Here is a 25,485-nt window from a genome sequence, read left to right as displayed (position 1 = left end):
ACATGAGCAATGCCATTAAACAGTCGGGTGCCTATCTCGAAATCGTATCTTTCCACCTTGGCGACCAGGAATTCTGCATCGACATCATGGCGATCCGTGAAATTCGCGGCTGGGCCCCGGTCACTCCGATGCCCCATACCCCGCCCTACGTGCTCGGCCTCATCAACCTTCGCGGCGCCGTTATCCCGGTTATCGACATGGCCTGCCGCCTAGGCATGAAGATGACCGAGCCATCCGAACGCGCGGCGATCATCGTCACGGACATCGCCGGCAAGCTGGTCGGTCTGCTGGTCGAGCAGGTTTCGGACATGATGACCATTCGCTCGGAAGATCTGCAGCCGGCACCGGAAATCATTCCGGAAGCCCAGCGCGCCTTCTGCCGCGGTATCGTCGCCCTCGAAAAGTCGATGGTCTGCTTCCTCAACCTCGACACCGTGATTGCCGACGAGCTGGCCCAGGCCGCCTGATTGATAGTCCTCTTCCCAGGAAGGAGCCTCGACCCTGTCGGGGCTCGTTCCCGTTTGGGCAGTTGCACGGCCACAGAAACTTATAGTTAATACATGTTATAAAAAATACGGAACCGTCAGCGGGCTCCGACGTTTCTCCATGGCTTCCGACGACGCGGAAGTTTCTGCAAGGAATCAAAGGAGAAATACTATGAATTCTGCTGTAAAGCTCGCGCTCGCCGGTGCCATGTCTCTCGCGTCCGTTTCGGGCGTAGCACTGGCTCAGACCGCTGACCCGATGGTCGATACCACGACCACCACCAATTCGACGACAATGGCGACGGAAGGCGTGAACATCGTCCGCCTCGACAGCCTGAACAACGACCAGGACCGTCAGCAGCACACCCGCCTGGAAGCCATGGTCAACGACCAGACCGCTATGGCCGAAGCTCAGGCCGAGGTGAGCGCCGACCCGGCGATCATGGCTGCTCTTCAGGAGCAGAGCATCGAAGCGATGAACGTCATTGACGTGGAAACCGCAGCAAATGGCGGCAAGATTGTCTACGTGAAGTAAGGCCCTGCCGCACAACAAGAAACGCCCTGGATCCGAACGGCTCCAGGGCGTTTTCATTGGGAGAGTTGAACAGGCTGCTCTCCACCCGGCTGCGAGATTGGGGGTGACGCATCGCCGGAACCTAACGATTGGCAGATGTCACCGGTTCATGACAGTGACTGTGGTCACATGACCACTTAGGAGCTTCACTCCACCCAAAACTGGTCTTAGTTCGGCTTGCCGTTCGTCCAGACGACGGTCTGATTGAAAAGCGGCACTGTCGAAATCGCCATTTTGGCAGAGCCCTCGACCACCTGGCGCGAATGGACCAGATAGATCAGCGTGTCGTTCTGCTTGTCGTAGATCCGGTTCACGACCAGCGACTTCCAAATGATCGATAGCCCCTCGCGAAAGACCTCCTCACCTTCCCGAGACAGATCGATGTCGCCGATCTCGATCGGCCCTGTCTGGCGGCAGGCAATCGAATTGTTGGAGGGATCCTCGAACCAGTTGCCGTTGGAGAGGCGGTCAATGATCGACCGGTCGAAATAGGTGACATGGCAGGTGACACCCTTCACATCAGGATCGGTCATCGCCTCGACGATGATGTCATTGCCGACCCAATCGACACCGACTTCGCCAACCACCTCCGCAGAAACCGGGGCTGCTGTCGCGACCAAGAGGGCGGAAGCGGTGAGGATCGACTTCAGGGACATGGTCATCACTCCTTTGTGAACAGTATCCCAAACATAAGATACCGCATCACGCTTGCAAGGCGGCAACCCGTTTCGGCTTGCGAGCAAAGGAGCAAGGCTCGTAGCTGCGGCGGTTCAACCGCCCGACATTCAGACCGAGCTTGAGCGCCAGTTCGACGAAATCGGCGACTTCTGCCTCGCGCGCCATCGCCAGACAGGCTTCCGCACAGATGCGCGCATCCTCGGCTGCGTTGTGATGGACGAACCGAAGCCCGAGATGGGCAGCCAGGACGTTCAGCCGATGCGATCCGAGATCCGGCCAATGGCGCTGGGCGAGCTTGACGCTGCACAGGTAGGACACCTCCGGATAGTCCAGATCTGCCAGATCAAGGCAGGCCCGCAGCACGGAAAAGTCGAAAGCTGCATTATGCGCCACCATGCGCGCACCCTCGAACTCCCCGGCGAATTCGGCCATGACCTCGGCAAAGTCCGGCGCATGAGAGGTATCGTCCGGACCAATCCCATGGATGGCAATGTTGAAGGGCGAGTAGCGGTTCCCCGGTGGCCGGATCAGGCGCTCTTCGACCCTGACGACCCGCCCTTCCTCGATGAAGGCAAGGCCAACCGAACAGGCACTCGCCCGCGCTTCCGTGGCGGTCTCGAAGTCGATGGCGATGGTCTTCCCGGAAAATGCGCAGATGGACATGGATCAAGCCTTAGGCCGTGCAGCGGATTCGGACAAGACAACGCCCCGTCCCTTCACCATAAGAAACCCTTTTCCTCCCCTGCCCCTCGACTTTCGAGGCCGAGGCGAGTAGGAACGGCGCCAACATACCCGCAATCGGCGGGCGCGGCGCTTTGGCCCGCATCATCCATCACATTCGAAAGACCAATTCATGACTGATTTTGACGCCATCGTCCCGGCGATCGCCGAGGCCTTGCGCAAGCGCGGGTACGAAACCCTCACCCCCGTGCAGCAGGCGATGATCGACCCTGACCTTGAAGGTCGCGATGCGCTCGTCTCCGCCCAGACCGGCTCCGGCAAGACGGTTGCCTTCGGCCTTGCCATGGCGCCGACCATTATTCCGCAAGCCGGCCGCTTCGACCGCGCCGGTCAACCGCTCGCCCTTGCCATCGCCCCGACCCGCGAACTTGCCATGCAGGTGAAGCGTGAATTGGAATGGCTTTACGCCGAAACCGGCGCTGTCATCGGCTCCTGCGTCGGCGGCATGGACATTCGCAACGAGCGCCGGGCGCTGGAACGCGGTGCCCATATCGTCGTCGGCACGCCGGGCCGTCTGCGCGACCACATCACCCGTGGCGCGCTCGACCTGTCGCAGATGCGGGTCGTGGTGCTCGACGAAGCCGACGAGATGCTAGATTTAGGATTCCGCGAAGATCTCGAATTCATCCTCGAGGAATCGCCGGACGACCGCCGCACCCTGATGTTCTCGGCAACGGTTCCGCGCTCGATTGCCGATCTGGCCAAGAGCTACCAGCGCGACGCCCGCCGCATCGAAACGGTGTCGGAGCAGAAGCAGCATGTCGACATCGAATACCGGGCACTCGCAGTCGCCAATCCCGACCGCGAAAACGCAATCATCAACGTGTTGCGCTTCTACGAAGCCCGCAATGCCATCGTCTTCTGCTCGACGCGTGCGGCCGTCAACCACCTGACCGCCCGCCTGCACAATCGTGGCTTCTCCGTCGTGGCGCTGTCCGGCGAACTCTCGCAGAACGAGCGCACCCATGCGCTGCAGGCCATGCGCGACGGCCGTGCGCGCGTCTGCATCGCGACCGATGTCGCCGCCCGCGGCATCGACCTGCCCGGACTTGAGCTCGTCATCCATGCGGACCTTCCCACCAATTCCGAAACCCTGCTGCACCGCTCGGGTCGTACCGGTCGTGCCGGCAACAAGGGTGTCTCGGCGCTGATCGTGCCCAACAGCGCCCGCCGAAAGGCGGAACGCCTGCTCGCCGGCGCCAATGTCCGCCCGACCTGGGCCCTGCCGCCCTCTGCCGATGAAGTGCAGGCCCGTGATGACGAACGCCTGATGGCCGATCCGACCCTCACCGAAGCGGTCACCGAAGACGAAGCACCGATGATCGAGGCGCTGATCGCAACCCATGGCGCCGAACAGGTGGCGGCCGCCTTCCTGCGTCTGCAGCGCGGCAAGCGGTCGGCACCGGAAGACCTGATCCCCGTCAGCCTCGAAGCCGGCAAGGTCCGCAAGGAGCCCGACTATGCCAACCCCGCCAGCGCCGTCACCAAGCCGCGCGGCGATTTTGGTCCGAGCGTCTGGTTCTCCGTTTCCGTCGGCCGTCGCCAGAATGCCGAACCGCGCTGGCTGATCCCGATGCTCTGCCGCAATGGCAATATCACCAAGAATGAGATCGGCGCGATCAAGATGCAGCCCGAAGAAACCTTCGTCGAGATCGCGGCAAACGCGCTCGACACCTTCCTCGGTGCGCTCGGCCCGAATAAAGCGCTGGAGCGTGGCATCACGCTGGCCCAGCTTCCGGGCACGCCGGACTTCTCCGCCCCGCCGAAAGAGCGCGCCCCGCGCCCGCCGCGCGAAGAGGGTGACCGCAAGCCCTATGGCGAGAAGAAGTCCTATGGTGACAAGAAGCCTTACGGCGAAAAGAAGGCCTATGGCGACAAGGCACCCTACGGCGAAAAGAAACCGTTCGGTGACAAGAAGCCCTATGCCCGCAAGGCCGAAGGCGCCGAGCGTCCGCGCGACAGCATGGCCGTGACCGATGCCGAAGTCTGGGGTGACGCGCCCAAGCCGAAGCGCAACGACTGGAGCGACGACAAGCCCGCCTTCAAGAAGAAGCCGAAGGGCGCCTCGAATGCCTGGGACAAGCCGGCCAAGCCCGAATGGACGGGCAAGCCGAAGGGCGACAAGCCGGCCTTTGCCGGCAAGCCGAAGGGCAAGTTCGACGATCGCGGCGGCGCCGCCGGTCCGAAGAAGAAGAGCTTCAAGCCGAAGGGCTGACACGCTTTTAAGACAAGGTCGGGGCTTCCGCAGGGAGCTCTGCATCTTGAGAGAGATACCCTGCCTCTCTCCGTCCTCTATACGACAGACGGAACAACCACTGTCCGCCGCGCATTCCCTGCGGGGCAAGGGACGGTGGAACGATGGCAGCAATCGAGAACAAAGGTCACGATCCGGCACAAGCGCGCCGCTTCTTGGTCGGACTGGCACGCGGCGGCGCGGGTGCCCTGCTCTTCTCCCTCCCGATGCTGATGACCATGGAGATGTGGTTCATCGGCTTTTATATGGAGCGCGAACGACTGCTCCTCCTGCTCATCCTCAATCTGCCACTTCTCCTCTGCCTGTCGCATCGAATCGGCTTTGAGCGCACCGGCTCCTGGCCCGAATCGGCCCGGGACGCGATTGTCCCCTATGGCATGGGCATCGCGGCCTGCGGATTGGTCCTCGTTCTGCTTGGGGTCATCAAACCAGACATGCCGCCAGGAGAATGGGTCGGCATGGTGGCGCTCCAGGCCGTGCCGGCAAGCATCGGCGCGCTGCTCGGTCGCAGCCAACTCGGCATGAGTGACGGCGAGAAGGAAGATGAAGATATCCAAGAGAATGTGACGAGCTATGCCACAGAACTCTTCATGATGGCGGTAGGCGCCGTGTATCTATCGCTCAACCTGGCGCCGACGGAAGAGATGATCCTCATCGCCTACAAGATGACCGTATGGCACGCGCTGGCCTTGCTCGTTCTCTCTGTCCTCTTGATGCACGGCTTCGTCTACGCTCTCGCCTTCAGAGGCAGCCATAGCCTTGAGGCCGAAACACCGGCCTGGCACGCCTTCTTTCGCTTCACCCTGCCCGGCTATACCGTTGCCCTGATGGTCAGCCTCTACACGCTCTGGACCTTCGGTCGGCTCGACGACCTTGGCATGACCCAGGCCCTTGTGACGATCATTGTCCTTGGTTTTCCGGCTGCAATCGGTGCGGCCGCTGCCCGTCTTGTCCTGTGAGGAACAGCATCATGACACGTTCAAGTCTCAGCAAACACGCCGAACAGATGCGGCCTCACTGGATCGAGTGGTTCACGGGCATTCTCTCCAGCCTCCTCGTTCTCGCCATCATAGGCTGGATGCTGTTTGAAGCGACAACCTCCTCCGATCGCCCGCCGGAACTCTCCGCAAGGGTCATCGCAACTGAAGCTGTCTCGCCAGGCTGGCACGTGATGATCCAAGTAGAAAACACGGGTGATCAGGCCGCTGCCGACGTGAATGTGAAAGCCACGCTTCGAAGCCAAGATATGCAACCGGAGGAGGCAGAACTGACCTTTGACTATGTGGCCGCCGGATCGACCTCTCGCGGCGCGATGATATTCGTAAACAATCCCTCCGCAGGCCTACTTGAAATTGTGCCAACCAGCTTCACCGAGCCGTAGACGCTCCGATATGGTGCAGAAACAACGCAATCAAAGGTTACAAATTCATTGAAACTTAATTTTTCGATGACTAAAACTAGTAGGGGTCCAAATGAGTCCTTTACTGCATAGGTTGTAATTGTCACGGTGACGCAAGACACATGCAGGCAACGGATAACAGAAGATCTGGACGCAAGACGCCACGAGATTTCCTCTCGTGACGAGGAAATGACTATCCTTTCAAGTCTTATTGTGTGGTCGCAAGAATGTTGAAGCAGCAGATTGAAGCATGGGTGATCCGCGACATAGGCGCGACAGAGTTTGATCACTGGGATCCACTTCTGAGATTTGCGACTCGGCTTTCTCTGCGCACTGCCATCCTTGCTAGCCTGATGGTCGCGGCGATACTCACATTGCTACATGCGGTTGATATCCTGCTGAACCCGCTATGGCGGGACCTGCTCATCGGCTGCACAATAGCTCTGGTTGTATCCTTTACGCTGACGATGCTCTGTTCGCTGTATATGGGCTATGCCGTTATCCACCTTGCCCGGACACGGCTGGAATTCCAGCAGTTGAGCCGGACCGACATGCTGTCAGGCTTGCTGAACCGCCGCGCCTTCATCGAGGATCTTTCGCAGGTCGAACATGGTCAGCTGTTGATCCTCGACATCGACCGATTCAAGCAGATCAACGACCGTTATGGGCACATGGCCGGCGACGATGTCATCGTATCAATTGCGCAGACCATAACCGACACAATCGATCAGTCACATCTGATTGCACGGATCGGTGGCGAAGAATTCGCCGTCTTGTTCCGCCACGCTGATTATGCCGAAGTCCAACGGGTCGCTGAAAAGCTTCGTCGTTCCATCGCAAGTCGCCCTGTCGAATCCGTCCACCAGTCCATCGCGGTGACCGTATCAGGCGGGATCGCCGACATAACACCGCTACGCGACTTCTCGGCAGTCTATGCCGCCGCCGATCGCGCCCTGTACCTCGCCAAGTCGTCCGGTCGCAACCGCATTCTCCACGAGAATGAACTGATGCGGGGGGCCCACATCCAGTCGATGGCTTCCGAACGGTCGGATGCGGCGGTCAGCGTGGCCTAACTCACCCACCGATCAGGGCCAGCCACTCGTCTTCGGTCATCACCTGCACGCTAAGCTCGCGTGCCTTGTCGAGCTTCGAACCGGCACCCGGGCCCGCCACCACGTAATCCGTCTTCTTGGACACCGACCCTGCGACCTTGGCGCCCAGCCCTTCCGCCCGTGCCTTGGCCTCGTCACGGGTGAAGCGTTCGAGCGAGCCCGTGAAAACGACGATCTTGCCGGCGACGGGACTGTCGCTGGCAACAGGTGCTTCCGCATCGAGCGGTGTCACCTCGGCGAGAAGCCGCTGCACGACCTCGAGATTGCGGGGCTCCTTGAAGAACTCCACGATCGAAGCGGCAACGACTTCGCCGATCCCTTCGATGCTGTTGAGTTCATTCCAGGCCTCGCCAAACTTCGGCGCAGCGCCCTCCATTGCCTCTGCAAAAGCCGCATAGCTGCCATAGGAGCGCGCGAGCAGCTTGGCCGTGGTCTCACCCACGTGGCGAATCCCGAGCGCGAAGATGAACCGGTTGAGCGCGATCTCGCGCCGGGCATCGATCGCCTCGAAGAGCTTGCGCACACTGACCCGGCCGAACCCTTCGATGTTTTCAAGCTTGGTCAGCGATCGCTCTTGCCGTGCCTTCAGCGTGAAGATGTCAGGCGCGGTGCGGATCATCAGCGCCGGATCGTCGCTCTCGAAGAAGAAGTCGACCTGCTTTGTGCCGAGCCCCTCAATGTCGAAGGCATTGCGCGAGACGAAATGCTTGATGTGCTCGACGGCCTGTGCCCGGCAGACGAAGCCACCGGTGCAGCGGGTGACAGAATCGAGCTTGCCGGTTTTTTCGTTCTTTTCCCGCACCGCATGGCTGCCGCAAACCGGGCAGGTCTTCGGGAAGACGTAAGATACGGACGCAGCAGGCCGCTTTTCGAGCACGACGTCGAGCACCTGCGGTATGACATCACCCGCACGCTGGACGATGACCGTGTCGCCGATCCGGATGTCATGCTCATCCGGCCGAATGCGGTCGCCGGAATTGCCGATACCCCTGATGTAATCCTCGTTGTGCAGCGTCGCATTGGTCACGACCACGCCGCCAACGGTGATCGGCGTCAGCCGAGCTACCGGCGTCAGCGCCCCGGTGCGGCCCACCTGAATGTCGATCGCCTCGACGGTGGTGAAGGCCTGTTCGGCGGGGAACTTGTGGGCGGTTGCCCAGCGCGGCGAGCGCGACCTGAAACCGAGCCGCGCCTGCAGATCCAGCCGGTCGACCTTGTAGACGACACCGTCGATATCATAGTCGAGATCCGGCCGCTGCAGGCCGATCTGGCGGTAATGGTCGATGATTGCTTCGACCGAAGTCAGGCGCGCCGTAAGCGGGTTGATCGGGAAGCCCCAGCGGCCGAACGTCTGGACCATCTCCCATTGCGTCTCCGCCGGCATCTGGCTCATCTCGCCCCAGGCATAGGCGAAGAAGCGCAGCTTGCGGCTCGCAGTCACCTTCGGATCGAGCTGGCGCAGCGATCCGGACGCCGTGTTCCGCGGATTGACATAGGTCTGCTTGCCCTCGGCCTCCATCTGCGCATTGAGCGCCAGGAAGTCGGATTTCGCCATGTAGACTTCGCCACGCACCTCGACGACATCGGGCGCATCCGCAGGCAGCTCGGTCGGGATTTCCTTGATGGTCAGGATGTTCGCCGTAACGTTTTCACCGGTCGTACCATCCCCGCGGGTCGCCGCCGTCACCAGCCTGCGGTTCTCGTAGCGCAGCGACATGGAAAGCCCGTCGATCTTCGGCTCGGCGGTAAAGGCAATCGAACTGTCCGGAAGCTGTCCGAGGAAGCGATAGACGGAGGCGACGAAGTCCTGCACGTCCTCGTCGGAAAACGTATTGTCGAGCGAGAGCATCGGCCGCGCATGCACCACCTGCGCAAAGATGCCGGCAGGGGCGGCACCGACACGCTGCGACGGGCTGTCTGTGCGCACCAGCTGCGGAAACTCAGCCTCGATTGCATCGTTGCGCCGCTTCAGCGCATCGTAATCGGCGTCGGAAATCTCCGGCTGGTCCTTGCCGTGGTAGAGCGCGTCGTGATGGGCGATCTCGGCGGCAAGCCTCTGAAGCTCGGCCCTCGCCTGCTCTTCGGTCAGGGTCTCGACGGGAATTGTGTCAACGGCCATGGCGTCCTCCGGAATTCTCCAGTCGGGTTTAGCGGAAAATCGGCGAATGAAAAGGGTTCCGCCTCAGTCCTCCACCTTGCTGAGGTCGAGCCTTGCGGTGAGCGGCAGATGGTCGGAAGCGCGTCGTGCTAGCGGCGTGTCATGCACGGTGAGACTGGCGATCAGCCCCGCCCTATTCGCCATGATCCGGTCCAGAGAAAGCACGGGCATACGCGCAGGAAAGCTCGGGATTGCCGGCGGCAGTGGCCCGAAAACAGGCTCCAGCCGCGTCAGCGCCGAGCCCGGTCCGAGCCGCCATTCGTTGAAATCGCCCATCAGGATCGTGGGGCGCTCTGCCCTGCCCTGGAGAAGCCCTAGAATGACATCGGCTTGCTGCCGCCGCGCCCAGCGCAACAGCCCGAGATGCGCCGCAATCACCCTGAGGGACGACCGCCCTTCCAGATCGATTTCGGCCACCAGGGCGCCGCGGGGTTCGAGCCCCGGCAGCGCCACCTGATGCACGTCGCGCACGATGCCCTCGCGAAAGAGGAGCACATTGCCCCGCCAGCCATGCGATTTCGGACCGGACATCACAGGCACCGGCAAAAGTCCGGTCTCCAGCCTCAACCGATTGAGATCGAGAAGCCCCGATCGCTCCCCGAACCGCTGATCGGCCTCCTGCAGTGCGATCACGTCAGGGCCGATTTCCCTGATGACGTCGATGATCCGTTCGGGATCGAAGCGGCCATCGGTGCCGACGCATTTGTGCACGTTGTAGGAGGCAACGGTGATCGTGCCGTCCGTGGCTTCCGACGGGGCAGGCGCTCCCGGGCGCCACTTTTTGTTGCGAATCGACGAGACCATGGCGCTGGCGAGACTGGGCTTGCTCTTCTTCATCACACCATTCGTATCCGTCGTCGGTTGGGCCAGGATCGACTTCCGCAGAAGACGACCTCAAGCAGGACGTCCAAAATCAAAGATAGGGCGATCCGAGCCAGAACAAGCGATCAAGCATCCTGTTCGGCAGCGAACGCGCTTTCAGCGCCTCAAGCGTGATCTCTTCCGCTGTTGCCAGCCTTGAATCGATCTGGTCGGAGATCTGCTCGGCGAGCACCCGGTCATAAACCTCAAGGTCGATTTCGAAATTCAGCCGCAGCGAGCGGGAATCGAGGTTTGACGAACCGATGAAACACCATTGCCGGTCAATGACCATCAGTTTGGAATGGTCGAAGGGACCGGTGGAAAAATGCACCCTGCAGCCTTCCCGCAGAATCTGGTCGAACTGGCCCATCATCGCCCGCGCAACGATCGCCAGATTGTTTTGCGAGGGCACGATGACGTCCACCTGCACGCCGCGCCGAGCCGCCGTATTCAACGCCGCGATGAAGGTCGTGTCCGGCAGGAAGTAAGGCGACACGATCCGGATCGAATGCTCCGCAACCGAGAAAGCGCCGAGAAGCAGCCGATGGTTGGTCTCGATATGGGTGTCCGGTCCCGATACCACAGCCCGGATCGCGGTCCCTGCACCCGGCACCGCCTCCTTGAGCTCTATTTGCCATTCGGGTCCGAGCAACATCTCGTCTGTTTCAAAATGCCAGTCCTCGGCAGCAACAGCCAGAATATCGGCGACAACAGGACCAGTGACACGGAAATGCGTGTCACGGGCTGCGTTACGCCCGGCAAAGGCCGCACGAATGTTCATGCCCCCCACGAAGCCGATGGTGCCGTCGACCACCATGATCTTCCGGTGCGTGCGCAAGTTCGCATAAGGCAGCCGAAGCCCCATGATGACCTGACCATTGAAGGCGGCGACGGACACACCTTCCTGTTCGAGATAGCCGATAATGCTGGGGACACTGTATCGGGCGCCCACGGCATCCACGATCACCCGGACCGCCACCCCGCGCTTATGCGCCGCGATCAGGCAATCGGCGACGCGTCGTCCGACACTGTCCCGATCGAAGATATAGGTTTCGAGAATGACGCTCTTTTCCGCCGCCTCGATCGCCTGGCACATGGCCTCGAAGGTCTCGTCCCCGGTCGACAGCATCGTGATGCGGTTGCCGGAGGACAGCGGGTGACGGGTCACCTTATCGCCGAGCAGCTTCATCTGGCGGAAGCGGTTACCGAACTGATCGGCGATGGCTTGTCCACTGACAGCATAAAGCGACAGATTGCGCCAGATTTCATCAAGTTCAAGCGCCCGCCTGGAGATCAGTGTGGCGCGACGGATCCGGTTGATGCCAGCGACCGCATAGATCATTGCCCCGACCAGCGGCGACAGAATGATCACGCCCACCCAGCCGAGTGCCGAGCGCACCTCGCGCTTGGTCATCGCTGCATGGGTCGCCGCCACCGTGCCGAACACGACAGAGAGCACGGCAAGGGTTTCAGCCCAGTAGATCTGGATCAAGTCCATCATAATGCGGCAACGAAACAGGTTTCGATTTTGAAGGCAACGGGTGCCCGGGGCAAGATGTTCACTCGCCAGCCGCCAGAAGCTTCGCAGCCGCGGCCCGCGCCTCGTCGGTCACCGAGGCACCGGCCAGCATGCGGGCGATCTCTTCCCGGCGATGATCCGGTTCCATGATGGCGACGCGGGTCGCGATCTTATCGCCGGCGTCACCGGAGGGCCCCTTGGAGATCAGGAAATGCGTGGACGCACGTGCCGCGACTTGCGGCGCATGGGTAACCGACAGCACCTGGACCTTCGCGGAGAGCCGCTTCAACCGCTGGCCGATCGCATCCGCGACGGCACCGCCGACACCGGTGTCGATTTCATCAAAGACCAGCGTCGGCGCTGAACCGCGATCGGCAAGCGCCACCTTGAGCGCCAGCAGGAAGCGAGAAAGCTCACCACCAGAAGCAACCTTCATGATCGGTCCGGGGCGGGTTCCGGGATTGGTCTGGACATGGAATTCCACGGTATCGATGCCGTCGGCAGTCGCATTTTCCGGATCAACTGCGACTTCGACCATGAACCGTGCACGCTCGAGCTTCAGCGCCGGCAGTTCCTGCATGACCGCATCGGCGAGCGCCTGGGCGGCGTTCTGGCGTTTCGAGGAAAGCTGCTGGGCCAGATGGTCATAATGCCCCTTGGCATCGCGAACAGCGGTCTCCAGCTGGCCAAGCCGCTCTTCGCCGGCATCGAGGTCGGCGAGATCCGCAACCATCTTTTCTGCCAGCGCCGGCAGGTCGGCAACCGCCACGGAATACTTGCGACCGGCCGCACGCAGCGCAAACAGACGCTCCTCGACACGCTCCAGTTCACGCGGATCGAACTCGGTGCGGCGCAGCGCCGCTTCCACTTCCATCTGTGCGGCAGACAGAGTGTCGAGTGCCGCGCCGAGGAGCTGCACGGTTTCTTCGAGCAGTCCCGGCGCCTCATGGCTCTTTCGCTCGAGACGCCGCATCAGCGAGGCGATATGCGGGACGGGTGACGCCGTGCCGTTCAGGAATTCGGAAGCCTCGGCAATGTCGCCGGCGATCCGCTCGGACTTCTGCATCCGCGAGCGACGCTCGGCGAGTTCGTCTTCCTCGCCGTCGAGCGGAGACAGACCTTCGAGCTCCTCGACGGAGGCACGCAAATAGTCGGCCTCGCGTGCGGCAGCCTCGACCTTCGCCTTATGCGTCTTGAAGGCCCGCTCGGCATCGCGCCAGCGACGATAGCTTTCGCCAAGATCGAGCGCCTCGTCCGTCAGGCCGGCAAAGGCGTCAAGCAGCATGCGATGGGCATCGGTATCGATCAGGGCGCGGTCGTCATGCTGCCCATGGATCTCGACCAGCAGCTGGCCGACCTGACGCAGCAGCTGCACGCTGACCGGCTGATCGTTGATATAGGCGCGGGTGCGGCCGTCAGCCGACTGGACACGACGGAAGATCAGGTCGCCGTCGTCGTCAACGCCGTTGCCCTTGAGCAACGTCCGCGCAGGATGGCTACCGCCAACGTCGAACACGGCCGTCACCTGGCCCTTGTCCTCGCCATGGCGCACCAGCGAGCCGTCACCACGGCCGCCGAGTGCCAAGGAAAGACTGTCGAGCAGGATGGATTTGCCAGCGCCGGTTTCACCGGTCAGCACGGACAGGCCCGTCTCGAAGGCAAGATCGAGCCGCTCGATCAGGACGATATCGCGGATCGACAGCTGGACCAGCATGGGCTCAGGATCTCACTTCGTGACGAGGGACCGTCAGGTCCCGATCAGCAGTCTGCGGCCGGCACGGGTAATCCAGGAACCGGCATTTTCACGCGGCTCCAGACCGCCCTTCTGCAGCAGCGCATAGCTGTCGGCATACCACTGGCTGTCCGGGTAGTTGTGGCCAAGAACCGCTGCAGCGGCCTGGGCCTCCGATACGACACCCATGGCATAATAGGACTCGACGAGGCGTGCCAAGGCTTCTTCAATCTGGTTCGTGTTCGGATACTCCTCGACGACCACGCGGAAGCGCGAGACCGCAGCGAGATATTCCTTACGTTCCAGATAGTAACGGCCAACCTGCATTTCCTTGCCGGCGAGCTGGTCGCGGGCAAACCGGATCTTGGCCTGCGCATCATCGACATATTCCGAATCGGGATAGTCGTTGACGACGCGTTCCATCGCTTCGATCGTCTTCAGCGAATTACGCTGATCCTGCGTGACGCTGGAAATCTGCCGCCAATAGGCCAGACCAACGAGATACTGGGCGTAAGCTGCGTCCTCGGACTTCGGATAGAGGCTCAGGTAGCGGTTACCGGTCGCGATCGCATCGGAATAGCGGCCAAGACGATACTTGGTGAAGGTGCTCATGACGAGCGCCTTGCGCGACCATTCGGAGAACGGGTTCTGCGCATCGACCGCGTCAAACTTGCGCGACGCCTCGGCCATGTTGCCGGCCTTGATGTTGGCGAGGCCCTGATTGTAGAGAACTTCCGGCGGCTCGGTCTCTGCAGCCAGCTTGCTGATGTCGATATCCGGGTCGCTTTGGCATCCCGCGAGCAAGGCGCCCACAGACAACATCACGCTGAGGCCCGCAATACGCACGGCTTTCTTCACAACGACCGATCCCACATGATTCATTCGAAATGATCCCGATTGCAGCGCCGCTTGAAAACCGTCGCCTTCAATTGGCGTTTCTAGCCACAAAAGCAGCATGAGGGCAACGCAGTGATGTCACTTTAACGCATTTTTGTGGCAGGGCGCGAAGAAAGTGGCATTCTCGCCCCTCCCCCAATTCTCAAGCAAAAACGCCGGCGCTCGAAGAGAGGCCGGCGGTCAAATTCAGATATTCTGTCCTGCACTTAAGCCGACCAGGGTGCAAACTCCGAAACCTGCACCGGAACAAACTCACGCGCACGAACCTGATGGCTGCGGCTCGGAGCCTCGACAACCTCATAGGCTGTCGGATCGCTCAGCAGCGCTTTCAGGGCGTTGGCATTCATCTTGTGACCGCCACGATAGGAACGGTAGCAACCGATGAACTGCGCGCCGGCAAGTGCCAGGTCACCGACAGCGTCGAGCGTCTTGTGACGGACGAACTCATCCTTCTCGTAGCGCAGACCTTCGACATTGATGACGGTATCATCGTCAGAGATCACGACCGAGTTTTCCAGCGACGAGCCCAGCGCAAAACCGGCAGCCCAGAGGCGCTCGACATCGCGCATGAAACCGAAGGTACGGGCTCGCGCCAGTTCCGTCTTGAAGGTTTCGGCTGTCAGATCGCCTTCCCACTTCTGCCGACCGATCAACTTGCTGTCGAAATCGATTTCGACCTCGAAGCGTGTGCCATCATAGGGGCGGAACTCCGACCACGACGCGCCGGCCTCGATACGGACAGGCTTGGTCACGCGGATGTAGCGGCGCTTGACGCCGAGATTGACGATGCCAATTTGTTCGATCGCATCGATGAAGACTTCGGAACTGCCGTCCATGATCGGCATTTCCGCGCCATCGACCTCGACGACAACATTATCGAGGCCAAGCGCATAAAGCGCGGCCATCACATGTTCGATGGTTGCAACAGACCGTGCCGGATTGGTACCGAGCACCGTGCAGAGATCGGTGTTGCCAACATGCGCAGAGACCGCGCGATATTCGCTGGTGGAGCCATCATCGTGCTGGCGAACAAACATGATGCCCGTCCCGGCTTCCGCCGGCTGAAAGGTGATAGACACCTCACGGCCGGAATGAACCCCGATACCCGTCAGCGTAAGTGGCGCTGCGATCGTGGTCTGAAATCCGAGCAAAGCAATTGCCATTCCGATAGCCTTACAACTGATGCGACGAGGCGGTGGATCGATCGTTTCCCGTCGCAGTCTCTTGCCGAAGGAGCGTTACCCCTTGTTTCGACTTCATACATACGTGTGACCGGGACGTGAGCCAAATCACTGATTCTTTCGTTTTGTAACGAAGACAGCCGATTGAATTTCCTTGAGAATTTCCAATCATCTAACAAAGTGTTAAACGCAGAGAACCCGGGTCTTGCGACCCGGGTTCTCGGAAGTGAGTCTCGGATAGTGCTTAGCTCGTCTGACGGCGCAGGAAAGCCGGGATTTCGAGCTGGTCGTCTTCGCTGACGGCACGGGCCGGCGTTGCACGGCCGTGATCGTCGAGCTGGCCACGACGCGGTGCATAGAGGCTTGCCTCCGCCGAAAGCGGACGGCGCTGCTGCGAGGCAGCAGCCGGAGCAGAACCGGTCATGTCGCCCATCACAGGCTCCTCGTCAGCCTGGCGGCCGAGCGAGTTGGTGATGCGCTTCAAGAGACCCATCGGGCCACGCTCGTCCTGGGCAGCAGGTGCTACCGGCTGGGCGCGGTGATCGATTTCGGCGCGCAGAACCGGCGGGAAGTCTTCCACCTTCGGCATGCGGACCGGCTCTGCTGCCATGCGGGGCTCGGCTGCGATCGGAGCCGGCGCGACAGGCGCCTGCATGACCGGAGCGGGCTGCTGCATGACGGGAGCAGGCTGGCTAATGACCGGGGCGGGAGCAACCGGCTGTGCCATCTGCGGAGCGGGAGCCGCTTCCGGAGCCGGCGAAGCGAACAGACGGCTTGCCGGGCGGAATTCCTGCTGCGGAGCAGGCTGAGGCTGGCTCAGCGACTGACGGGCAACGGCGATTTCAAGTTCACGTTCCATGGCTGCTTCAGCCGAACGAATGGTGTCTGCGACCGGGTCCATGGTCGGCTTGGGGGCCTGCGTCATTGCAGGCTGATATGCGGCCGGTGCCGGAGCAACGGCCGCGGAAGGACGCATAGCCGGCTTTGCCAGCGGAGCGGCCTCGAAGCCCTTGGAGGCAAGCGCCGCACGGTCGATGCCGGTGGCAACGACCGACACGCGGATGATGCCTTCCAGAGCTTCGTCGAAGGTAGCACCAAGGATGATGTTGGCGTCCGGGTCGACTTCTTCGCGGATGCGGGTGGCAGCTTCGTCGACTTCGAACAGGGTCAGGTCACGACCGCCGGTGATCGAGATCAGCAGGCCCTGAGCGCCCTTCATCGAGGTTTCGTCGAGCAGCGGATTGGCAATGGCAGCTTCAGCAGCCTGCATGGCGCGGCCTTCGCCCGATGCTTCGCCCGTGCCCATCATCGCGCGGCCCATCTCGCGCATCACGGAGCGAACGTCCGCGAAGTCGAGGTTGATCAGGCCTTCCTTGACCATCAGGTCGGTGATGCAGGCAACGCCGGAATACAGGACCTGGTCGGCCATCGCGAAGGCGTCGGCGAAGGTGGTGCGGTCGTTGGCGATGCGGAAGAGGTTCTGGTTCGGAATGACGATCAGCGTGTCGACCGACTTCTGCAGTTCCTCGATGCCCTGCTCGGCGAGACGCATGCGGCGCTGGCCTTCGAAGTGGAACGGCTTGGTGACGACGCCAACGGTCAGGATGCCCTTGTTGCGGGCGGCCTGGGCGACAACCGGGGCAGCGCCCGTGCCGGTACCACCGCCCATGCCGGCGGTGACAAAGCACATGTGGGTGCCGTTGAGATGGTCGATGATCTCGTCGATGCACTCTTCTGCGGCCGCACGTCCGACTTCCGGCTGCGAGCCGGCGCCGAGACCTTCGGTTACGTTGACGCCGAGCTGGATGATGCGCTCGGCCTTGGTCATCGTCAGCGCCTGGGCATCCGTGTTGGCGACGACGAAATCGACGCCCTGCAGACCAGCGGTGATCATGTTGTTGACGGCATTGCCGCCACCGCCACCGACACCGAAGACGGTGATGCGGGGCTTCAGCTCAGTGATATCTGGCTTCTGCAGCTTGATGGTCATGGTACCCGTTCCTTCTTTTTCCGGCCGCATCGCCAAGCCGGCCATGTCATTTCAACAGATTTCCCTTGGCCGAACCTTGTGTTCGGCCGGGTGAACTCAAAAACTCTCTTTCAGCCATTGGCCCATGCGGGCGAAGCGGCTGTTTCCGTTGCCGAAGGGCGAGAACAACCCGCCCTGCCCGGCATGTGTTTCCTGATCCGCCATCTGCGGATAGATCGTCAGGCCGACGGCCGTCGAGAAGGCCGGTCCCTTGGCTGCCGCCGGCAGACCAGAGACACCCATCGGGCGACCGATACGCACGTTCCGGGCCAGAATGCGGCGCGCCGCTTCCGGCATGCCGGTCAGCTGGCAGGCGCCACCCGTGAGCACAACGCGCTTTCCGACCACCGGCGAGAAGCCGGACTTCTGGATCCGGTCGCGCAGCATTTCGAGGGTTTCCTCGATCCGCGCGCTGATGATCCGGGTCAGGAGCGCCTTCGGAACCTGGGTCGGCTGATCCCGGTCGTCCTCGCCGATCGGCGGAACCGACACGACTTCGCGCTCGTCGGCGCCGTTGGCGACAGCCGAACCGTGAACGACCTTCAGACGTTCTGCATCCTCGATACGGGTCGACAACCCGCGCGCCAGATCGGTCGTCACATGGTGACCGCCGATCCCGATGGCGTCCGTATGGATCAACTTGCCTTCGGCGAAGACAGAGATGGTGGTCATGCCACCGCCCATGTCGATCGCCGCGCAACCGAGCTCCACCTCGTCATCGACCAGGGCAGCAAGCCCGCTGGCGTAAGGCGTGGCAACCACACCCTCGACGGTCAGGTGAGCCCTGTTGATGCAGAGCTCCAGATTGCGAAGCGCTGCACGTTCGGCCGTGACCACATGCATGTCGACGCCGAGAACGTCGCCATACATTCCAAGGGGATCACGGATTCCCCGTTCTCCGTCAAGTGAAAAGCCCGTGGGCAGCGAATGCAAGACCGCACGGTCATTGCCCTGGGACTGCTGGCCAGCCGCAATCAGAACCTTGCGCAGGTCGCCGGATTCGACTTCCTGGCCGCCGAGGTCGATCGAAGCCGTATAGACATCCGAACCGATGCGCCCGGCAGAAACGTTGACGATCAGGCTTTCGACAGTCAGGCCGGCCATGCGCTCTGCCGCATCGACGGCGAGGCGCACGACGCTTTCGACAGCGTCGAGATCGGCAATCACGCCGGACTTGATGCCATGCGAACGCTGATGGCCAAGACCAATCACTTCGACATTGTGGGTGCGCCCGGGCAGAACCGCCGATTCGCGACGCGGCGTAAGCCGCGCAATGATGCAGACGACCTTGGTCGAGCCGATATCGAGGACCGAGACGACATGTGCCCGCTTCGACGAAAGCGGCTTGGCGGGCGGGAAACCGAAGGAGGAACCGCCGAAGATGCTCATATCTTCTGCTCCAGTTTCTTCAGGGCTTTGCGGCGCTCTTCAAGAGCAGCCGTGCGGCGCTCCAGAGCACCAGGCGTCAGGCGGACGGCAACACGATCGGGCAGACGCAGGTCCACCAGCGCGATATCACGCGACAGGACCTGCTGCTCTTCATCAAACCGGTTGAGCAGCGCCAGGGCACCGGCGACATTTTCCTCGGGCAGACGTACGATCACGCCATTGTCGAGATGGACGTCCCAGCGACGACCGCCGATCCGAACGAAAGCCTTCACACGCGACGCAATGGCCGGCCAGTTCGAAAACTCCTCGTCGATCGCCGCAGCCGCAGTCTCGGCATCGCGGCCAACGAACAACGGCAGCGAAGCAAATTTGTTATCCCGCAGCGGAGCAATCACCGAGCCCGAACGCTCGATCAGCGACAGGTCATTGCCATGCTGCCAGATGCCAAAGGCCTGACGCTCGCGCAGAACCACCTCGACCGTGGAAGGATAGACCTTGCGAACCTCGGCCGATTCGACCCAGGGAAGCTGCGACAAGGCTTGCCGCGCAGCAGCGATATCGAGGCCGAGCAGGCTGGTCGAACCATCAAGACCCAGAAGCTGAAGAATGTCGATTTCGGACGTGTGCTGATTGCCGGAGACCCGCACGTCCTCAACCGCAAAACCAGCCTTGGACGTGACCGTCTGCATCACGACAGGACCGTGACCACCGACAATGACACCGTGAAGGCACACAAGACCATAGAAGCCGGCCAGGCTCGCCTTGCCGAGATGAGGCGGCAGAACGATACGGCCAGAGCAGAGGCTGACCACGAAACGCACGAGACGGCGGAGCGGCCGCGGCAGCACCTTCGCCTCCCCGGAGGCAAGCGGCGCAGCGGGATAAACACCCGGACCATCAACCAGTTTGTTGCCGCTCAACGAGAACAAGAAGCGTCCTCCACCATCCAACGTACAAATTCACCAAAGCTGTAACCCGCATGGGCAGCCATTTCCGGCAGCAACGAAGTGGGGGTCATGCCCGGCTGATTGTTGAGCTCCAGCCAGATCAGATCACCATCCTCGGAGAAGCGATCGTCGTAACGGAAGTCTGACCGACTCACCCCGCGACACCCGAGCGCCTGGTGTGCCTTGAGCGCTAATGATTGTATTTTTTGGTAAATTTTCGATGAAATTTGCGCAGGAAGCACGTGTTGCGAGCCACCAGCGGCATACTTGGAGTCGTAGTCGTAGAAGCTGTGCCCGAGCGGCACAATCTCGGTCACACCAAGCACCGTGCCATCCATCACGCCGCAGGTGAGCTCACGACCGGCGACATAACGCTCGACCATCACGACGTCGCCATAGCGCCATTCGCTGGAGGTCAGGATCTGCGGCGGATGCGCCATATCCTCGCGGACGATGACGACACCGAAGCTCGAACCTTCACGGACCGGCTTGACCACATATGGCGGCGCCATCGGATGCGTATTGCCGATATCGAAACGACTGATGACCATGGCCTCGGCAACCGGGATGCCCGCCTGGGCCGCCACGATCTTGGCCTGCTTCTTGTCCATCGCAAGCGCGGACGCGAGCACGCCGGAATGCGTGTAGGGAATTTCAAGATATTCGAGAACACCCTGAATGGTGCCGTCCTCACCAAAGGGACCATGCAGCGCATTGAAGGCCACATCCGGACGGAGATCTTCGAGCACCCGACCAATGTCACGACCAACATCGACACGGGTAACCTTGAAGCCCTCACCCTCGAGAGCAGTCGCGCAGGCATTCCCCGAGGACAAGCTGACAGGCCGCTCGGAGGACAATCCACCCATCAAAACCGCGACATGCTTGCCACTCATCAACGCCTCGCAAATTCCAAACCCGACCGGCAGTCAAACCGACTGATCCGGCTCTGTGAGGCCAGTTGAACAACATTAAGGTTAATGAACCGTTTACTTTCGTTAACTCGACTGCAAAACAGAATGCCTCACAAGCTAATAAGTCGATTTAGCTTAGCAACGTAAAGCACTGTGATATTGAGATTATTTTATGATGGTTGGCTTCAGGCAGTTAGCCGAGGACGGCTCCCGACGGCTTGACCATCGTCAGGGCCGGACAGGCTGAGAGAAGCCTCAACCAGCTCTCGCGCATGCACGATTCGATTCCGTCCGCTCGCTTTCGCGAGGTAAAGAGCGCGATCTGCGCCGGAAAAGAGTTCGCTGAAACCAAGCTCGGCAAGACCTTCGGAAACCCCGGCAGACACGGTGACGGAGACCTGGCGCCCGGCGATGGTCAGACCCATGCCTGGGACGGATGCGCGAATGGTCTCGGCTATCTGCATGGCCCGCTCCGTTCCCTTCCCCGTCAGCAACACGGCGAACTCCTCGCCGCCGATGCGGGCGATGGCTTCCCCTGAGCCCAGGGCATCTTTCAGGCATTGCGCCGTCCGGACGATGACATCGTCTCCCGCCTTATGGCCAAGCGTATCGTTGATCGACTTGAAGCGATCGATATCGAAAAGGATCAGGGCGACCGGGCCGCGCGCCATCTCAAACGTCTCGAGGAATGCCCGGCGGTTCATAAGCCCGGACAGCATGTCGGTCCGGCTCAAGGTCTCGAAGCGCTGGCGCGACACCCCAAGGTCATAGATCGCAAGGCCCACGACCGAATAGGCAATCACCGCAACGATAAAGGATACCGGCGGCGTCAGCATCGTCGCAACCACGAGTGCCGGAAGAAGGGGATAGGGAAGCAGCCCAAGAGCCACGAGGATGAGGTGGCCAACGATATTCAACAGATAGGCAAAGACAGCGATCTTCGCCGCCATCAAGACAGCTTTCGACAGCACCGACTGCCGCGACGCAAACTCACCAAGCGTCAGCTGTCGAATAACCCAGACATGCACCAGATCGAACATGAAACTCCCCGAAACTTCGGGAAGCCTAATTGAGCGAAGTTAAAACTTCGTACGGGAATGCGAGGCCTCAGGCCGGCACACTACCCATGAAAGGCTTGACCTCGCGACCGGGCATGAAAATCCCGAACCGCTTGATTTCCCATTCGAGCTTGATGCCGGAGGTTTCAAACACCCGCTGGCGCACGGTCTCGCCGAGATATTCGAGATCGTAACCCGTCGCATGGCCGACATTGATCATGAAGTTGCAGTGCAACGACGACATCTGCGCACCGCCGATCATCAGACCGCGGCAACCGGCCTCATCGATCAGTTCCCAGGCGGAATGTCCTTCCGGGTTCTTGAAGGTCGACCCTCCAGTCTTTTCCTTGATCGGCTGGACCGTTTCCCGGTGATGGCGAACCGCATCCATGTCGGCGCGGATCTTTGCCTTTTCTTCCGGGTAACCCTCAAACAGCGCGCTGGTGAAGATCAGACCGTCGGGTGCCGCCGAATGGCGATAGCTGTAGCCCATGTCGGCATTCGACAGGACATGCACATTGCCCTTGCGGTCAACCGCTTCGACTTCGATCAGACGGCCTGCCGTGTCTCCGCCATTGGCGCCGGCATTCATACGCACGGCGCCGCCGATCGAACCGGGAATACCGTAATAGAAGTGGAAGCCACCGATATTGTTGTCCATCGCCATGGCGGCAATGTGCTTGTCCGGGCAGATCGCACCGGCGCGGATCCGGTTCTCACCCGCAAGCTCGACCTGGCCGAACCCCTTGGCGGACAGGCGGATCACCACACCGGGGATGCCGCCGTCACGCACGAGCAGGTTCGATCCGACGCCCACGACGGTGAGCGGCACATCTTCCGGCAAGAGTTTCAGGAAGGCAGTCAGGTCCTCAACGTCATGCGGCTGGAACATCAGTTCCGCAAGACCGCCGGCCTGGAACCAGGTGACCCGGTCCATCGGCGCATCCGGTGTCAGCCGCCCCTTGAGATCGTTGACCCCCGGGCCGAGCGACGCCAGAAGCTTTTCCCCATCCACCTGTTTCATTCAAGACTTTCCCGAAATTGCATCAAGTTCCGCCGGCAGGGCTGCCGCCCACTGGGTGATGTTGCCAGCCCCCAACAGGACCACGAAATCACCCGGTTGTGCAATGCCCGCAACGAGGGAGGCGAGTTGATCCGGCGCGGCCAAGTAACGCGCATCGCGATGACCACCAGATTTGATGCGCGACACCAGGGTCTCCGAATCGACACCCTCGATCGGATCCTCCCCTGCCGAATAGACCGGCGACAGGAAAATCGTGTCGGCATCGTTGAAGCAGTTGGCGAAATCATCAAACAGGCTCGACAGGCGCGTGAAGCGATGCGGCTGGTGCACGGCAATGATCCGGCCCTGGCAGGCCTCGCGCGCCGCCCTCAGCACGGCCTTGATCTCGACCGGATGATGCCCGTAGTCGTCGAAGACCTGTACTCCGTTCCAGGTCCCCGTCAGCGTGAACCGCCGCTTCACGCCCCCGAAGCCGGCCAGCCCCTTGCGGATCGCCTCTTCGGAAATGTCGAGCCGATTGGCCACAGCAATCGCCGCGCAGGCATTGGAGATGTTGTGCCGGCCCGGCATTGGCAGCACGAGATCCTTGAAGTTGAAGACGCGACCCGTGCGGCGACGGCGGATCTCGACGTCGAAGATCGAGCGCGTACCATCGAGGCGCACATTCGAGAAGCGCACATCGGCCTGCGGGTTCTCACCATAGGTGATGACCTTGCGGTCCTCGATCTTGCTGACCAGCGCCTGCACTTCCGGATGGTCGAGGCACATCACACCGAAACCGTAGAACGGCACGTTCTCGACAAACTGGCGGAACGCCGCCCGCGCATTGTCGAATGTGCCGTAATGGTCGAGATGCTCTGGGTCGATATTGGTGACGACAGCTACATCGGCCGGCAGCTTCAAGAAGGTGCCGTCGGACTCATCCGCCTCGACCACCATCCACTCGCCCTCGCCCATGCGGGCATTGGTACCATAGGCATTGATGATGCCGCCATTGATGACGGTCGGGTCGAGATTGCCGGCTTCGAGAAGCGCGGCGACCATCGACGTGGTCGTCGTCTTGCCATGCGTGCCTCCAATGGCAATCGCATTACGGAAGCGCATCAACTCGGCCAGCATTTCGGCACGTCGGACGATCGGCAAGAGCTTTTCGCGCGCCGCAATCAGTTCCGGATTGTTCTTCTTGATCGCGGTCGATACGACGACGACTTCGGCGTCGCCAAGGTTCTCGGCCTTGTGGCCGACAAAGACTTCGATGCCCTTGGCGCGCAGACGCTGGACATTGGCACTTTCGGCCTGATCAGACCCTTGCACCTTGTGACCGAGATTGTGCAGCACCTCGGCGATCCCGCTCATTCCGATGCCGCCGATCCCGATGAAATGGACCAGGCCGATGGATTTCGGCATTTTCATTGTGTGGCTCCCTTCGACTGGGCAATGCCCTTGCCGGCGGCAATAGCCTCTACGAGGTCGGCGAGCAAGCCGGCAGCGTCGGGCTTGCCCGTGCTTTTCGCGGCATGAGCCATGGTGACAAGCCCCTCCGGCCCCTCCATCGCCTTGGTCAGGAGGTCTGCGATCCGCTCTGGGGAAAGCTCAGCCTGGGCTATCACCTGCGCACCGCCCTGGGCAGCCAGCGCGGCTGCATTCGCCGCTTGGTCATGGTCCAGTGCATAGGGATAGGGCACAAGCACGCTCGGACGCCCGATCACGGCGAGCTCCGACACCGTCGACGCGCCAGAGCGGCAGATCGCGAGATGAGCAGCTGCCAGACGCTCCGCCATGTCGGTGAAGAAGGGCGCGACATCCGCGCGAATGCCAAGCGTCGTGTAGCTGTCGATCACCTTCTGCCGATCTTCCGGCCGCGCCTGCTGTGTCACCGCCAGACGCTGACGCAGCGCATCGGGCAACAGGCGGATCGCACCGGGAATGGCGTCGGAGAAGAATTGCGCACCCTGGCTCCCGCCGAAGACCACGAGATTGAACGCCTCATTCGCACCCGAAGGCGTATAGGGCTGGGCTGCTGCGGCAATCACCGCCGGGCGAACGGGATTGCCGGTGAGCACCATCTTCGCCGCATGATCGCCACTCGGAGACAGAAATCCGCCGGCGATCGCGCGAACACGCGAGGCGAGCAGCTTGTTGGCACGCCCCATCACCGCATTCTGCTCGTGCAAGGCCGTCGGAACGCCGAGACCGGCGGCAGCAAAGACGGGGGGAACGGTCGGATAGCCACCGAAGCCGATGACGGCCTTTGGCTTCAGGCGCAAGATGAGCGCCCGCGCTTCCCGATAGCCGCGCCAAAGGGACAAAAACGCCTTGACGACGGCAACAGGGTTCTTCGAACCGATGGTCGCCGAGGAGACCGTATGGATTTCGTCTGCCGGGAAGCTGCCCGCATAACGTTCCGCACGCCGGTCAGTGACGAGATGCACGGCAAAGCCGCGCGCCCTCAACTCATGCGCCAGCGCTTCGGCCGGAAAAAGATGACCGCCGGTTCCACCGGCGGCAAGCAACACGATACCCTTGCTCATTC

22 protein-coding genes are annotated in these 25,485 nt (G+C 61.3%); 6 read left to right on the top strand and 16 right to left on the bottom strand.

The window, feature by feature from the left end:
• The first annotated feature begins 2 nt into the window (after positions 1–2).
• Entirely contained in the window at positions 3–467 is a 465-nt protein-coding gene (locus AC1PUL_RS05755; protein WP_062278961.1) for a chemotaxis protein CheW, read from the top strand.
• A gap of 190 nt (positions 468–657) precedes the next feature.
• Positions 658–1,020 carry a hypothetical protein gene (locus AC1PUL_RS05750; protein ID WP_480467141.1) on the top strand — a complete coding sequence of 121 codons (363 nt, stop codon included), beginning with the start codon at positions 658–660 and terminating at the stop codon, positions 1,018–1,020.
• 206 nt (positions 1,021–1,226) lie between these two features.
• Here the strand turns inward: AC1PUL_RS05750 and AC1PUL_RS05745 are convergent, their stop codons facing one another.
• Both AC1PUL_RS05745 and AC1PUL_RS05740 read right to left on the bottom strand, forming a co-directional pair.
• Positions 1,227–1,715 carry a CreA family protein gene (locus AC1PUL_RS05745; RefSeq protein ID WP_480467140.1) on the bottom strand — a complete coding sequence of 163 codons (489 nt, stop codon included), beginning with the start codon at positions 1,713–1,715 and terminating at the stop codon, positions 1,227–1,229.
• A gap of 46 nt (positions 1,716–1,761) precedes the next feature.
• A complete protein-coding gene (locus AC1PUL_RS05740; RefSeq protein WP_480467138.1) occupies positions 1,762–2,400 on the bottom strand; it encodes a 3'-5' exonuclease in 639 nt (212 codons plus the stop codon).
• Between the two features lie 190 nt (positions 2,401–2,590).
• Here AC1PUL_RS05740 and AC1PUL_RS05735 point away from each other — a divergent pair, with 190 nt between their 5' ends.
• The 4 genes from AC1PUL_RS05735 to AC1PUL_RS05720 all read left to right on the top strand — a co-directional run bounded on the left by AC1PUL_RS05735 (position 2,591) and on the right by AC1PUL_RS05720 (position 7,204).
• Complete coding sequence (locus AC1PUL_RS05735; RefSeq protein WP_480467136.1) at positions 2,591–4,693, top strand: DEAD/DEAH box helicase; 2,103 nt, start codon at positions 2,591–2,593, stop codon at positions 4,691–4,693.
• A gap of 143 nt (positions 4,694–4,836) precedes the next feature.
• Complete coding sequence (locus AC1PUL_RS05730; protein ID WP_480467134.1) at positions 4,837–5,691, top strand: TIGR02587 family membrane protein; 855 nt, start codon at positions 4,837–4,839, stop codon at positions 5,689–5,691.
• Between the two features lie 11 nt (positions 5,692–5,702).
• The gene (locus AC1PUL_RS05725) at positions 5,703–6,113 is read left to right on the top strand and encodes a hypothetical protein (RefSeq protein ID WP_480467132.1); all 411 of its coding nucleotides are present in this window, start codon (positions 5,703–5,705) and stop codon (positions 6,111–6,113) included.
• A 245-nt stretch (positions 6,114–6,358) separates the two neighbouring features.
• Positions 6,359–7,204 carry a GGDEF domain-containing protein gene (locus tag AC1PUL_RS05720; protein WP_480467131.1) on the top strand — a complete coding sequence of 282 codons (846 nt, stop codon included), beginning with the start codon at positions 6,359–6,361 and terminating at the stop codon, positions 7,202–7,204.
• 1 nt (position 7,205) lies between these two features.
• Here AC1PUL_RS05720 and ligA read toward each other — a convergent pair whose 3' ends face one another.
• From ligA to murG, 14 genes are all read right to left on the bottom strand, one after another.
• The gene (gene ligA, locus AC1PUL_RS05715) at positions 7,206–9,362 is read right to left on the bottom strand and encodes an NAD-dependent DNA ligase LigA (RefSeq protein ID WP_480467130.1); all 2,157 of its coding nucleotides are present in this window, start codon (positions 9,360–9,362) and stop codon (positions 7,206–7,208) included.
• Positions 9,363–9,425: 63 nt separating this feature from the next.
• Positions 9,426–10,238, bottom strand: a complete 813-nt coding sequence (locus tag AC1PUL_RS05710) for an endonuclease/exonuclease/phosphatase family protein (RefSeq protein ID WP_480467128.1) — start codon at positions 10,236–10,238, stop codon at positions 9,426–9,428.
• A gap of 76 nt (positions 10,239–10,314) precedes the next feature.
• On the bottom strand, positions 10,315–11,763 hold the full coding sequence (gene cls, locus AC1PUL_RS05705) for a cardiolipin synthase (protein ID WP_480467127.1): 1,449 nt from the start codon (positions 11,761–11,763) through the stop codon (positions 10,315–10,317).
• Between the two features lie 58 nt (positions 11,764–11,821).
• A complete protein-coding gene (recN, locus tag AC1PUL_RS05700) occupies positions 11,822–13,495 on the bottom strand; it encodes a DNA repair protein RecN (protein ID WP_480467125.1) in 1,674 nt (557 codons plus the stop codon).
• Between the two features lie 33 nt (positions 13,496–13,528).
• Positions 13,529–14,335 (bottom strand): outer membrane protein assembly factor BamD, encoded by an 807-nt coding sequence (locus AC1PUL_RS05695; RefSeq protein ID WP_480468499.1) that lies wholly within the window; start codon positions 14,333–14,335, stop codon positions 13,529–13,531.
• Between the two features lie 281 nt (positions 14,336–14,616).
• Positions 14,617–15,573, bottom strand: coding sequence for a UDP-3-O-acyl-N-acetylglucosamine deacetylase (gene lpxC, locus AC1PUL_RS05690; RefSeq protein ID WP_480467124.1), 957 nt, complete (start codon positions 15,571–15,573; stop codon positions 14,617–14,619).
• 262 nt (positions 15,574–15,835) lie between these two features.
• Positions 15,836–17,581 (bottom strand): cell division protein FtsZ, encoded by a 1,746-nt coding sequence (gene ftsZ, locus AC1PUL_RS05685; protein WP_480467123.1) that lies wholly within the window; start codon positions 17,579–17,581, stop codon positions 15,836–15,838.
• 96 nt (positions 17,582–17,677) lie between these two features.
• The gene (gene ftsA / locus AC1PUL_RS05680) at positions 17,678–19,009 is read right to left on the bottom strand and encodes a cell division protein FtsA (RefSeq protein ID WP_480467121.1); all 1,332 of its coding nucleotides are present in this window, start codon (positions 19,007–19,009) and stop codon (positions 17,678–17,680) included.
• Positions 19,006–19,938 (bottom strand): cell division protein FtsQ/DivIB, encoded by a 933-nt coding sequence (locus AC1PUL_RS05675; RefSeq protein ID WP_480467120.1) that lies wholly within the window; start codon positions 19,936–19,938, stop codon positions 19,006–19,008. Before AC1PUL_RS05675 ends, ftsA begins: the two co-directional genes overlap by 4 nt.
• Positions 19,926–20,852, bottom strand: coding sequence for a D-alanine--D-alanine ligase (locus AC1PUL_RS05670; protein ID WP_480467118.1), 927 nt, complete (start codon positions 20,850–20,852; stop codon positions 19,926–19,928). The genes AC1PUL_RS05675 and AC1PUL_RS05670 overlap by 13 nt, the downstream gene beginning before the upstream one ends.
• A 203-nt stretch (positions 20,853–21,055) precedes the next feature.
• Positions 21,056–21,910: a GGDEF domain-containing protein gene (locus AC1PUL_RS05665; RefSeq protein WP_480467116.1), complete on the bottom strand. Its 855-nt coding sequence runs from the start codon at positions 21,908–21,910 to the stop codon at positions 21,056–21,058.
• A 67-nt stretch (positions 21,911–21,977) separates the two neighbouring features.
• The gene (gene murB / locus AC1PUL_RS05660; RefSeq protein WP_480467114.1) at positions 21,978–22,952 is read right to left on the bottom strand and encodes a UDP-N-acetylmuramate dehydrogenase; all 975 of its coding nucleotides are present in this window, start codon (positions 22,950–22,952) and stop codon (positions 21,978–21,980) included.
• Positions 22,953–24,365 (bottom strand): UDP-N-acetylmuramate--L-alanine ligase, encoded by a 1,413-nt coding sequence (gene murC, locus AC1PUL_RS05655; protein ID WP_480467113.1) that lies wholly within the window; start codon positions 24,363–24,365, stop codon positions 22,953–22,955.
• Positions 24,362–25,483, bottom strand: coding sequence for an undecaprenyldiphospho-muramoylpentapeptide beta-N-acetylglucosaminyltransferase (gene murG / locus AC1PUL_RS05650; RefSeq protein WP_480467111.1), 1,122 nt, complete (start codon positions 25,481–25,483; stop codon positions 24,362–24,364). The genes murC and murG overlap by 4 nt, the downstream gene beginning before the upstream one ends.
• Positions 25,484–25,485: the final 2 nt, after the last annotated feature.

The sequence above is a fragment of the Rhizobium sp. P43 genome (assembly GCF_056730705.1).
The sequence above is the reverse complement of the archived record's forward strand: the minus strand, read 5'-3'. Positions and strand labels throughout refer to the sequence as shown.

Coding starts and splice junctions, on each gene's coding strand:
- AC1PUL_RS05755 (WP_062278961.1), top strand. CDS start 3: ATGAGCAATGCCATTAAACAGTCGGGTGCCTATCTCGAAATCGTATCT.
- AC1PUL_RS05750 (WP_480467141.1), top strand. CDS start 658: ATGAATTCTGCTGTAAAGCTCGCGCTCGCCGGTGCCATGTCTCTCGCG.
- AC1PUL_RS05745 (WP_480467140.1), bottom strand. CDS start 1,715: ATGTCCCTGAAGTCGATCCTCACCGCTTCCGCCCTCTTGGTCGCGACA.
- AC1PUL_RS05740 (WP_480467138.1), bottom strand. CDS start 2,400: ATGTCCATCTGCGCATTTTCCGGGAAGACCATCGCCATCGACTTCGAG.
- AC1PUL_RS05735 (WP_480467136.1), top strand. CDS start 2,591: ATGACTGATTTTGACGCCATCGTCCCGGCGATCGCCGAGGCCTTGCGC.
- AC1PUL_RS05730 (WP_480467134.1), top strand. CDS start 4,837: ATGGCAGCAATCGAGAACAAAGGTCACGATCCGGCACAAGCGCGCCGC.
- AC1PUL_RS05725 (WP_480467132.1), top strand. CDS start 5,703: ATGACACGTTCAAGTCTCAGCAAACACGCCGAACAGATGCGGCCTCAC.
- AC1PUL_RS05720 (WP_480467131.1), top strand. CDS start 6,359: ATGTTGAAGCAGCAGATTGAAGCATGGGTGATCCGCGACATAGGCGCG.
- ligA (WP_480467130.1), bottom strand. CDS start 9,362: ATGGCCGTTGACACAATTCCCGTCGAGACCCTGACCGAAGAGCAGGCG.
- AC1PUL_RS05710 (WP_480467128.1), bottom strand. CDS start 10,238: ATGAAGAAGAGCAAGCCCAGTCTCGCCAGCGCCATGGTCTCGTCGATT.
- cls (WP_480467127.1), bottom strand. CDS start 11,763: ATGATGGACTTGATCCAGATCTACTGGGCTGAAACCCTTGCCGTGCTC.
- recN (WP_480467125.1), bottom strand. CDS start 13,495: ATGCTGGTCCAGCTGTCGATCCGCGATATCGTCCTGATCGAGCGGCTC.
- AC1PUL_RS05695 (WP_480468499.1), bottom strand. CDS start 14,335: ATGTTGTCTGTGGGCGCCTTGCTCGCGGGATGCCAAAGCGACCCGGAT.
- lpxC (WP_480467124.1), bottom strand. CDS start 15,573: ATGGCAATTGCTTTGCTCGGATTTCAGACCACGATCGCAGCGCCACTT.
- ftsZ (WP_480467123.1), bottom strand. CDS start 17,581: ATGACCATCAAGCTGCAGAAGCCAGATATCACTGAGCTGAAGCCCCGC.
- ftsA (WP_480467121.1), bottom strand. CDS start 19,009: ATGAGCATCTTCGGCGGTTCCTCCTTCGGTTTCCCGCCCGCCAAGCCG.
- AC1PUL_RS05670 (WP_480467118.1), bottom strand. CDS start 20,852: ATGAGTGGCAAGCATGTCGCGGTTTTGATGGGTGGATTGTCCTCCGAG.
- AC1PUL_RS05665 (WP_480467116.1), bottom strand. CDS start 21,910: ATGTTCGATCTGGTGCATGTCTGGGTTATTCGACAGCTGACGCTTGGT.
- murB (WP_480467114.1), bottom strand. CDS start 22,952: ATGAAACAGGTGGATGGGGAAAAGCTTCTGGCGTCGCTCGGCCCGGGG.
- murC (WP_480467113.1), bottom strand. CDS start 24,365: ATGAAAATGCCGAAATCCATCGGCCTGGTCCATTTCATCGGGATCGGC.
- murG (WP_480467111.1), bottom strand. CDS start 25,483: ATGAGCAAGGGTATCGTGTTGCTTGCCGCCGGTGGAACCGGCGGTCAT.